Raw genomic sequence first — 9,188 nt, 5'->3', positions numbered from 1 at the left:
TCGATCCCGCAGGAGTGCATATGGCTGTTCGTGTAGAATCTCATCGGGTCTCCTTCTGAGCGGATGCTCTGTGTTATGTGCATCCAACCTACTCGATGGCCGAGTGGGTTCAGGAGGGGGCCTGGATGAGGATCAAGGCCCTGCGGTTGGTATGGCCGTACTGGTGCTCGCCGGTCGTCTCTTCCTGTCTTGGCATCTCCGTGCGAGTTGGTTCGGCTGTTGGAGTTCTACTAGCGGCCGCCGCAACGCTACATGGCCGTTGGACGACGAAGGAGCCAATCCGTGTCTGTCTACATCATCGCTAGCATCGCCATCGAAGACCGGGAGGAGTACGAGAAGTACCAGGCCGGATTCCCAGACGTCTTCTCCCGCTACAAGGGCGAGCTGCTGGCCGTATCTGACGATCCCCAACTCGTGGAGGGCGAGTGGCCCTACACCAGAGCCGTCGTCCTCCGCTTTCCCGACGCCGACGAGGCTCGCAGGTGGTACGAGTCGCCCGAGTATCAAGCGCTAGCCAAACACCGCTGGCAAGCTTCGACAGCGAGCATCATTTCGGTTGCGGGTTTGAGCTGACCCATCGGCCCTTCTGCTGAACCAGCGACGGCAGCTGACAACGAACGGCCATCGGTTCATGAGTTCGGTAGCCTTCCGACGTCGGGCTGTTGTGTGCGAGCGTTGATGGTCAGCGCAATCTGACGCAGCCGGAGCCCGGCCCACCAGGCGGGGCCGTGATGCACCGAAGCGTCTTGATCATCTTCTTTGCGGCTGGATTCCTTGCGTGTGGACCGGCGTCGAGCGTTTCGACCCAGCTCCAGGAGGTGGTTGATCAGGCGTCCACCCCCGAAGTCGTGCGCATTGCCGATCTCACCGGGTTCCCGTGGGAATCCCTTGTGATCTTTGGTCCGTATACGACGCAGGGGACGGCCGAGGCGGTGTTGGGATTCCCCTGGCCCGAATTCGAGCGGTTCGGCCTGGCTTCTGCAGATGGCTTTTCCGTGCTCGTCTTCGTGCAAGGCGATTCGGTGGTGGCCGCCGAGAAACACGCACGGTGCAAGCCTGATTTCGCTCATGAAGCGCTGGCCAAGCCGTTTCGCCTCGAGGAGGCAGTCTTCACCATTGACTCTTCGGTCTCCTGTCCCATCGCAAGCCCTGCCGCCGGGGCTACAGCGGCCGGGTGAGTCCAGCCAGGCGTTTCAACGCGTGGACAACGGCTCTTGGTTCGATTGACCCGGGCGGCCGTCTGGCGATATTCTTCGGGGCTCGACGGGCTCGGTCATCACAGCAGTTGGCCGCTGAGGGCCGGTCCTAGAGACGGACGGAGGCTGTCGTTGGCCCAGGAGGAGACACTGCCTGCCCACCTCCGGGAATACGTGGGCTCGACACGCCAACTCGCGGAGACGCTCGCGACCCGGGGCTCGGACTACGCAGCGGTCGGGATGGGGCGTGCGCTTGGCCTCGAGCGAATGGGAATCAACCATGAGACGCTCGAGCCTGGCGGCCGTTCGTCGATGCCCCACGCGCACAGTCATGAGGAGGAGTTCGTCTACGTCCTGGCTGGCACGCCGACGCTCTGGCTGGATGGCTACGTCCAGAGGCTCGAGCCCGGAGACTGCGTAGCCTTTCCCGCCGGCACCGGTATCGCCCATACCTTTCTGAACGACTCAGGTCGCCCGGTCCAGCTTCTGATCGTTGGGCTCCGCGACCCCGAAGACGGCTTGTTCTACCCACTGAATCCCGAGCGGGCGCACCCTCGCCTCTGGACTGACCCGCCGGAAAGAGGACTGGGCCCGCACGATGGCCGGGCCAGAGTCTCTGCTTAGCTATCGCTCTTTCCCCGCTTCTCGTCGCGTTGTTCTGGACGACGAAGAAGGTACCGCTCAACAAGTCCAGGGTGCAGTCGCCCGGAAACACACGGCATGCTCGGACAAGGTACTGTCGCGGTTCAACCGGGAAAGCTCGCGTGGGTCGTTGGCGGCATAGCGGGCGGGCAATATTCAAATGCGGAGCCAATGCTTCTCTCAGATCTGAGCGCTGTAGAACCGCCGGTTCCCTTCTCGTCAGAAGGGAAGATTCCCTGGCATGAGCCGGAGTTCAGCGCGCGGATGCTCCGAGAGCATCTGTTGCAGCAGCATGACCGTGCCAGTCGCCGTTTCGAGCGGATCGACCGGCACGTCTCATGGCTTCATGGTTCGGTTCTCGGTGGACGGCCGGCTCGAGTTCTCGATCTCGGTTGCGGCCCAGGATTCTACACGTCCCGCCTGGCCCGGCTCGGTCATGATTGCGTCGGGATCGATTTCTCGCCGGCGTCCATCGACCACGCTCGATCCGAGGCGGAGGGTGAAGGTCTTGCTTGTGAATACCGCCTGCAGGATCTTGCCTCCAGTGATTTTGGGGACGGCTACGACGCAGCGCTCCTGGTGTTCGGAGAGCTCAATACCTTCGCGCCCAGCGACGCACGATCCATTCTCGGAGAGGCTCGTCGCGCATTGGTCCCGGGTGGTGTGCTCGTTCTCGAGGTCCACGAGGAAGCCTTCGTTCGGGCGATGGGTGCGGGGGCACCGACCTGGTTCACTGCCCAGCAAGGCGTCTTCTCCGACGAACCCCACCTCTGCCTTCGCGAGTGCTGTTGGCATCCGATGCAGCGGGCCGCGACGGAGCGCCACTTCATGGTGCCCCTCTCGGGGGCTGCGCTTCGTGTCTACACGAGCACGACCCAGGCCTATTCGGACGACGAGTATTTGGATGTGCTGGTGGGCAGCGGCTTCACGAAGGTCGAGCGGTACGATTCGCTCACCGGGGACGCCGAAGGCATCGAACCCGGGCTCTTCGTCCTCGTCGCACGCAAATGAGAACTGACACCAAGCCGTAGGCGACCTGCGATACGTGTGCGTAGTGCCCGGCGGTATGGTTCCGAGATCGAGGAGTGGATGCCATGAACCTCGGCGGATGTTTCTGCGGATCGGCATCCCCGCCGGATCCCTGGATGATCCGGATGTCTTCAAACCAACGAAGGCCGTATTCGTTGCGGATGCGCCTTCCTGGGCAAGAATTCCGGAAGGGCTCGAGTGCGACGGCCGAACCAACGCCTGACAGGCGCTGTAGCAGAAGGATCTTGCCTCGGTAGAATCGACACGTGGCCACGCGTCGCGACGGCGGTCGAACGGCAGAATCGCTGGATGGCACGATTGGAGGTTTCTTCCATGCGAGAACGAGAGACTTCGCTGGATCGCAAACGTCGAATCCACCTGGGAATCCTTCGCACCGAGCTTCGCGGCAAGCCGTACGAGCGGTTCTTCCGCTGGGAACTGGATCCCCTTCCCGAGCACGTCGAGCGGGTGCTTGGCCAGGGAGAGTCCGATCCCAGCGATGTCCTTCCGAGATCGGAAGTCAATCGTCTACTGGAGCCCGGGTACCTCCCCTTGGAAACCGGTTGGGCGAGCCTCCCCGATGGGACTGCCCACGTCGCCGTTCTCACGCAATTTCCCGGTGCGACCGGCGAGATGATCGATTGGTGGTTCGGTTGGCACGGAGACGAAACGGAGCGGTACAAACTCTGGCATCCGCAAGCACATCTGTTTACCCAGTGGCGCTACGAACGCTCGGATGACTCCGGCCTTACCGACCGGCAGCGATACATCGGAAACACGTCGTACGTCGATGAGTATGTGGGCCCGGCGGTTCATCGGCTCGCCATCTCCTTCCATGAACCTCGCCATTTTGGCCTGGCAGAGGAGTCCTTCAAGGAGGCTGGCGTCAGTACGGCGGTCTGCGCCCGCGTGGGTTTCAGCGATCGACCTGTCGATACCGGCTACCTGATCCACCTCATGCGTGAGACACCCGAGGGCTGCGAGATGCGCAGTCGCTTCTGGCTCGGTGAAGCCCACCTTCGAAATCTCCGTGAAGAGAACCCGATCGACCGCGCTCTTGGCACGCGTTTCGTTCGCGGCTTGCTGCTTCCGCGACGGCTCGCTCGGGACCTGTTGATTCATTGCGCGGAAGAGATGAATCATCTTGCGAGTTTTCTCCCGGCGCTCTTCGCTCAGGAAGCTGGCAGTCCCCGGGTTCCCCGGAATCCGTGATAGACTGAACCCCGCTCGGAGGTTCCCATGAAACGCTTGATCCCGTTCATGGCTCTGGCTTTGCTGTTGGTGGCACCGGCGATCGCCGAAGATGCGGGCCTGGCGCCGAGCATCACGGCTGGCGAGCTTCACGATCGACGCGAAGCCGGGACCGCGCCCGTTACCATCGACGTGCGAACTGCGGAGGAGTACGCGGCCGGCCATATTCCGGGCGCGGTGAACATCCCCTTCGACGAAGTGGCAACGCGGATCGGCGAAGTCGACGCGCCTCACGGTGTCGCCTTGTATTGCATGGTGGGTCCGCGCGCCCGAAAGGGCGAAACTGCGCTTCGCGCCGCGGGCTACGAGAAGGTGTTGCACCTCGAGGGCGGGCTCGCAGCATGGAAAGAGGCGGGGCTTCCGATCGACGGCGCCAAATAGGCGGCCTGTCGGATGGGCTCCGCCGGTCGAGGACCAGGGGAAGGTGCCCGGCTTGCGAGTTCCGATCCTTCGAGGACAGCGGCTGACGCTGGAGCCTCTCTCTCCGTCCCACGCTGCAGGAAACTTCGAACTCTGGAGCCACCCGGAGGTCTGCGCGTACTCGGGGGAATGCGTCGATGCCGAAGGCAAGGCGATTTCCATGCCCGTGACTTCCCTATCCGAGAGCAATCGGTTGCTTCGCTTCTGGATCGATCGCGGCAAGGCCGGAACCGGATTTCGATGGGCGGTGCTCAGTCACGACCGGGCAGAGTTCCTCGGTGCCGTTGGCTTCAATGCCCTCGGCGCATGTGCTGAGTACGCATATCATTTCGTTCCGCGACATTGGGGCAAGGGCCTGGCGGCCGAGGCTTCGCACCTTGCGCTTGGCTGGGCGGAGACGGAGGGAACTCGAACCGTCGAAGCCTTCATCCTTCCCGAGAATGTTCGCTCGGTGCGGCTGGCAGAAGGCCTGGGATTCGATCAGGCGGGGCCAGGTGAGGATGGGACACTTCGATACCTGCTGACCCTCTAGGATCACGTTTTCCGGCCTGGTCTCGGTAGCGATCGCATCTGGTAGGGTCCAGGAACCAAACCCCGATCGACGAGGAACGAGACATGGCAGAGATCTTCGATATCACCGATGAATCCTTCGAGGCCGAAGTGCTGAAGAGCGAAACCCCGGTGCTGGTGGATTTCTGGGGCGACCACTGCCCGGCGTGCCGTCAGATTTCCCCCATTCTGCGGGAACTCGCCGAGGAGCGCGCCGGGAAGTTGAAAGTGGTCAAATTGCATGCCGCAGAAAACGTCATGACGAGTTCCCGTTTCGGAATCCGAGCGATGCCCACCGTGTTGCTCTTCTCGGGAGGCACGGTGCGCGGGCAGTTGACAGGGGCGAGGCCCAGATCGGCGTTCGAATCCCTCCTTGAAAACGCTGGTTAGGTAGAGGAGACGGGGCTTTCTTTGAAGTCCGTGGCGTTGGGGATCCTTTTGCTGCTCGGGGCCGCAGCTCTCGTGACATGGTGGGCGCTCGAATCGAGCGGAGTCGCCGTGATCGAGACGCGCGCATCGGATGGGAGCCTGCGTTCCACCCATGTCTGGTTTGTCGAGCCGGAGGGAGAGCTCTGGCTCGAGGCGGGTACTCCGACCAATCCCTGGTATCAGGACATCCTGATCGATCCAACGCTCACGTTTTCCTCCGCCGACCGGTCGGGGCGCTTCAAAGCGGAGCCCGTGGACAGTCCGGATGGCCATGACAAGATCAGGGGCCTGCTTCGTCAGAAATACGGCCTTCGCGATGCTTGGGTAGGCCTGCTCGTCGATACGTCGGGTTCCCTCGCTGTGCGTCTGACACCCACAGAAGCCGACTAGACATGTCCATGGCATTCATGGGAAACGTCATTGCTGTCTTTCTGGTGCTGCCGGCTCTGGTGGGATGTGCCTCGCCTTCCATCCCGTCCGAGCTCATGTGTCCGGCGTTCGAACGGCCGCCGTTGCAACTCGATGCCATGCCGGGCGTGGGATCTTGCGCCGGTTCGCCAGCGGTCGAGCCTTGGATTCAGGACCTTCGCGAGTCGGTCCTGAACGAGTGGGAGCCGCCCGACGATGCCTGGACGATGGAAGAGGTTCGAGCCGTTTTCGTCCTGGCACGGGATGGCTCGGTCCGTGATTCATGCGTCCTGTCCGGTCCGAACCGGGAGTCCGTCGAGTCCGTGCTTCAGGCCCTGGACGCTCACCGGTTCGAACGCCGGCCGCCTCCGGAAGCGGCTTGCTTGATCGGTGTCCGGCTCCAGGGGGCCTTCAAGGTCAAGCGGAAGTAGTGGCCGAGTTGTCGAGGCTTCGGATCACTTGCAAGCGGATGCTACGCCAACTGGATGCGGGGAGCGATGCATGAGCGAATGGCAAGAGCCGGGTTCGTTCTCCCAGGAGATGACGGACCTCCTCCGGGAGCTCGTCGAAGAACATCGCATGACATTGGGTGAACAGTTGTTCGCCGTGCATGTCTTTGGATCCCTGGTTGCGGGGGATTTCGATTCGGAGATCAGTGATCTCGATCTGCTGGTCACGACCGCATCGGACATCTCCGACTCTCAGCTCTCGGCCTTGCGCGAGATGCACGACGCATTCGGCCAGCGAAACCCTGCCTGGCGAGATCGGATCGACGCATCCTATCTATCCATAGATGCGCTTCGCATGTGCATGGAACGGGAGAGCGACCTCGTGGTGATCAGCCGCGGCGAGCCACTTCATCGAACGCGTACGAGCCCCGGTTGGCGCATGAACTGGTACGCGGTCCGAGAGCATGGTGTCACCTTGCTGGGGCCGCCCGCGGCGACGTTCATCGCCTCCATGGGTCTGAAGGACTACGTGGCGGCGGTTCGCATCCATCTGCGAGAGCTGCCGAGACGTGCGGACGCGGCGAAGGATCCTGCGGACCTTGCCTACCTCGTGCTCACGGCTTGTCGCGGGCTGCTTACGTGCACGGAGGGCCGCAGCGCTTCGAAGCGAGGAGCCGCTGCGTGCGCCGCTGCCAGGAATCCGGATTGGGCGCCGGTGATCGAACGCGCTTCGGCTCGCAGGGAAAGGCGGGAGAGAGGGGCGTTCCCCGAAGACGCTCAGCATCAGGCGCGGGCCTTCGTCCATCAGGCTGTGGCGGAGGCTCTTCGCGAAGACGGCGTGGACCCTTCGTGGTAGGGTCGAGCCCATGGGACGATTCGCAATGGGCAGCATGGATCACGTGCATCTGGTGGTTCCCGATCGGGAGGTTGCGGCCCGCTGGTACTCGGAACAGCTGGGCTTCGAGGCGGTTGACGAATACGCAGTATGGGCCGCGGTGGACGGCGGGCCTCTCCACATTTCTGCAGACGGCGGACAGAGCGGCATTGCGCTCTTCCAGGCGAGCCCAGGCCATCCGGCACGGAAGTTGGAGATGGGGGTCGCGTTCCGGGTCGATGCCGAGGCATTTATCGATTTCGCTTGTGGCCTCCCGAGGGCCGAGCTTCTCCAACCGTCCGGGAAGCCACTCGAAACCGGATCCATCGTCGATTTCGATCTTTGTTATGCCTACAACTTCCAGGATCCGTACGGAAACCAACTCGAACTCGATTGCTACGACCACGCCACCGTCAAGCGCCAGCTCGTCGAAGAGCAAGGCCTGACTCCGATCCGTTACTGGTAGATCAGACCGGCTCGAGGTGGCAAGGCTCGCCGTCTGGAAGCTCGACTTCGATCGAATCTCCGGCTGTGATCTCCCCGGCGCGTCGCACGATGGCCATGATCCCGGCTTTGCGGATGAGGCGACCTTCCGCGTCGCTTTCGAGGGTCGCCGCCATGAGGCCCGGTGCGATTCCGTTCAGCTGGCGGCAGGGGTTGCGAAGGCCCGTGATCTCGATGATTGCATCACCGCCGATCGTCAGCAGCGTGCCGCGAGGCAGGGAAAGGAGATCGATGCCTCGGGTCGTGATGTTCTCGCCGATCTCGCCTGGTGCCAGGTCGAATCCGGATTCGTGGAGCTCGTCGAGCAGCTCCGCGTGAACCAGATGCACCTGGCGGAGGTTGGGCTGGCTGGGATCGCGCGCAACACGGGAGCGGTGCTGGATCTTCTCTCCGCAATGAGCATCGTCCTGGATGCCGAGGTCGACCACGATCCGAATGCTCGGCCGATTCGGCTTGCGCATCGAGTGAGTGGGATTGCTACTCACCGCTACGACGACGGCACTCATGGCTCCTAGTGTAGAGGACGGCCGCGCTAACCTGTCCAACGCCCAGATCGTGCGGAACCCAGCCCCAGGAGGAAGGAAGCCCGATGGTTGTTTCGATCTTTCGATCCAGAATCCGGCCCGAGAACGAAGCGGAGTACCAGGCACTCGCTGCGGAGATGCTGACGCTGGCCAAAGCCATGCCCGGGTTCCTGGCCTACCGGTTCTTCTCGTCTGAGGATGGGGAGCGCTGCAGTATCGTCGAATTCGAAACCCTGGAAGAGCTGCATGCCTGGCGCGACGAACCCCGCCATCGGAAGGCCCAGCAGCTGGGACGAGAGCGCTTCTACACGGAGTATTCACTCTGTGTCGCCAAACCGATCCGCCACAGTTCGTTCCAGCTCTGAGCGTTGGTATTCTTCCGCCGGAGGAGGACCCGATGACCGAACTTGCCGAGATTGCCCCTGCATTCGTGGAAATGGCCCATCAGATCGTCTGGTGCAGCGCCGCCACGGTCGATTCCCAGGGGCGGCCCCGTTCGCGGGTACTGCATCCCATCTGGGAATGGACTGGACGAGAGCTCGTCGGCTGGATCGCGACTGGCCCGACGCCTACGAAGCGTGCGCACCTGGAGGCCAGCCCACATGTTTCCGTGAACTACTGGGCGCCTTCCCAAGACACATGCGTTGCAGAATGCCGGGCGAGTTGGCATTTCGACGACGAGACGCGGACGCGCACCTGGAACCTGCTGAAGAACGCGCCGGCTCCGGTAGGATACGACCCGGCAATCATTCCGGTCTGGAACCGCCCAACGGACGATTCTTTTGCGGCTCTCCGCCTGGAGCCATGGCGGCTTCGGGTGTTCCCGGGAACGGCACTCATCGGACAGGGTGGTGATATCCTCAACTGGCGCGAGGGTTGAGGGCCGGAAGAAACCCTGTACGAGATTCCGGCT

Annotated in this window: 16 protein-coding genes; 15 read left to right on the top strand and 1 reads right to left on the bottom strand. The window is 62.6% G+C overall.

Translation table 11 applies throughout. The features are described 5' to 3' along the window. Positions 1-282 precede the first annotated feature (282 nt). The 13 genes from GY937_02935 to GY937_02875 all read left to right on the top strand — a co-directional run bounded on the left by GY937_02935 (position 283) and on the right by GY937_02875 (position 7,713). Positions 283-573, top strand: a complete 291-nt coding sequence (locus GY937_02935; protein ID MCP5055662.1) for a DUF1330 domain-containing protein — start codon at positions 283-285, stop codon at positions 571-573. 155 nt (positions 574-728) lie between these two features. Continuing rightward, positions 729-1,178, top strand: a complete 450-nt coding sequence (locus GY937_02930) for a hypothetical protein (protein ID MCP5055661.1) — start codon at positions 729-731, stop codon at positions 1,176-1,178. 258 nt (positions 1,179-1,436) lie between these two features. Next, positions 1,437-1,820, top strand: coding sequence for a cupin domain-containing protein (locus GY937_02925; GenBank protein ID MCP5055660.1), 384 nt, complete (start codon positions 1,437-1,439; stop codon positions 1,818-1,820). Positions 1,821-2,102: 282 nt separating this feature from the next. Continuing rightward, a complete protein-coding gene (locus GY937_02920) occupies positions 2,103-2,849 on the top strand; it encodes a class I SAM-dependent methyltransferase (protein ID MCP5055659.1) in 747 nt (248 codons plus the stop codon). Between the two features lie 97 nt (positions 2,850-2,946). Continuing rightward, positions 2,947-3,090, top strand: a complete 144-nt coding sequence (locus GY937_02915; protein ID MCP5055658.1) for a hypothetical protein — start codon at positions 2,947-2,949, stop codon at positions 3,088-3,090. A 110-nt stretch (positions 3,091-3,200) separates the two neighbouring features. Next, positions 3,201-4,079: a hypothetical protein gene (locus tag GY937_02910; GenBank protein MCP5055657.1), complete on the top strand. Its 879-nt coding sequence runs from the start codon at positions 3,201-3,203 to the stop codon at positions 4,077-4,079. 27 nt (positions 4,080-4,106) lie between these two features. After that, entirely contained in the window at positions 4,107-4,499 is a 393-nt protein-coding gene (locus tag GY937_02905; GenBank protein MCP5055656.1) for a rhodanese-like domain-containing protein, read from the top strand. 52 nt (positions 4,500-4,551) lie between these two features. Then, positions 4,552-5,070, top strand: a complete 519-nt coding sequence (locus GY937_02900) for a GNAT family N-acetyltransferase (GenBank protein MCP5055655.1) — start codon at positions 4,552-4,554, stop codon at positions 5,068-5,070. 83 nt (positions 5,071-5,153) lie between these two features. Further along, on the top strand, positions 5,154-5,477 hold the full coding sequence (locus GY937_02895; GenBank protein MCP5055654.1) for a thioredoxin fold domain-containing protein: 324 nt from the start codon (positions 5,154-5,156) through the stop codon (positions 5,475-5,477). 21 nt (positions 5,478-5,498) lie between these two features. Next, positions 5,499-5,906, top strand: coding sequence for a hypothetical protein (locus GY937_02890; protein MCP5055653.1), 408 nt, complete (start codon positions 5,499-5,501; stop codon positions 5,904-5,906). A 2-nt stretch (positions 5,907-5,908) separates the two neighbouring features. After that, entirely contained in the window at positions 5,909-6,355 is a 447-nt protein-coding gene (locus GY937_02885; protein ID MCP5055652.1) for a hypothetical protein, read from the top strand. 70 nt (positions 6,356-6,425) lie between these two features. Continuing rightward, entirely contained in the window at positions 6,426-7,229 is an 804-nt protein-coding gene (locus GY937_02880; GenBank protein MCP5055651.1) for a DUF4111 domain-containing protein, read from the top strand. A gap of 10 nt (positions 7,230-7,239) precedes the next feature. Beyond that, complete coding sequence (locus GY937_02875) at positions 7,240-7,713, top strand: VOC family protein (protein ID MCP5055650.1); 474 nt, start codon at positions 7,240-7,242, stop codon at positions 7,711-7,713. 1 nt (position 7,714) lies between these two features. Here the strand turns inward: GY937_02875 and GY937_02870 are convergent, their stop codons facing one another. Continuing rightward, entirely contained in the window at positions 7,715-8,257 is a 543-nt protein-coding gene (locus GY937_02870; protein ID MCP5055649.1) for an MOSC domain-containing protein, read from the bottom strand. An 83-nt stretch (positions 8,258-8,340) separates the two neighbouring features. Between GY937_02870 and GY937_02865 the strand changes: the two genes are divergently transcribed. Together GY937_02865 and GY937_02860 are read left to right on the top strand one after the other, a co-directional pair. Further along, the gene (locus tag GY937_02865) at positions 8,341-8,640 is read left to right on the top strand and encodes an antibiotic biosynthesis monooxygenase (protein ID MCP5055648.1); all 300 of its coding nucleotides are present in this window, start codon (positions 8,341-8,343) and stop codon (positions 8,638-8,640) included. A gap of 32 nt (positions 8,641-8,672) precedes the next feature. Then, a complete protein-coding gene (locus GY937_02860) occupies positions 8,673-9,155 on the top strand; it encodes a pyridoxamine 5'-phosphate oxidase family protein (GenBank protein ID MCP5055647.1) in 483 nt (160 codons plus the stop codon). Positions 9,156-9,188: the final 33 nt, after the last annotated feature.

Source organism: bacterium (genome assembly GCA_024228115.1).
In the GTDB taxonomy this organism is placed as follows: Bacteria; Myxococcota_A; UBA9160; order UBA9160; family UBA6930.
This window is presented reverse-complemented; position numbering and strand designations above follow the sequence as displayed.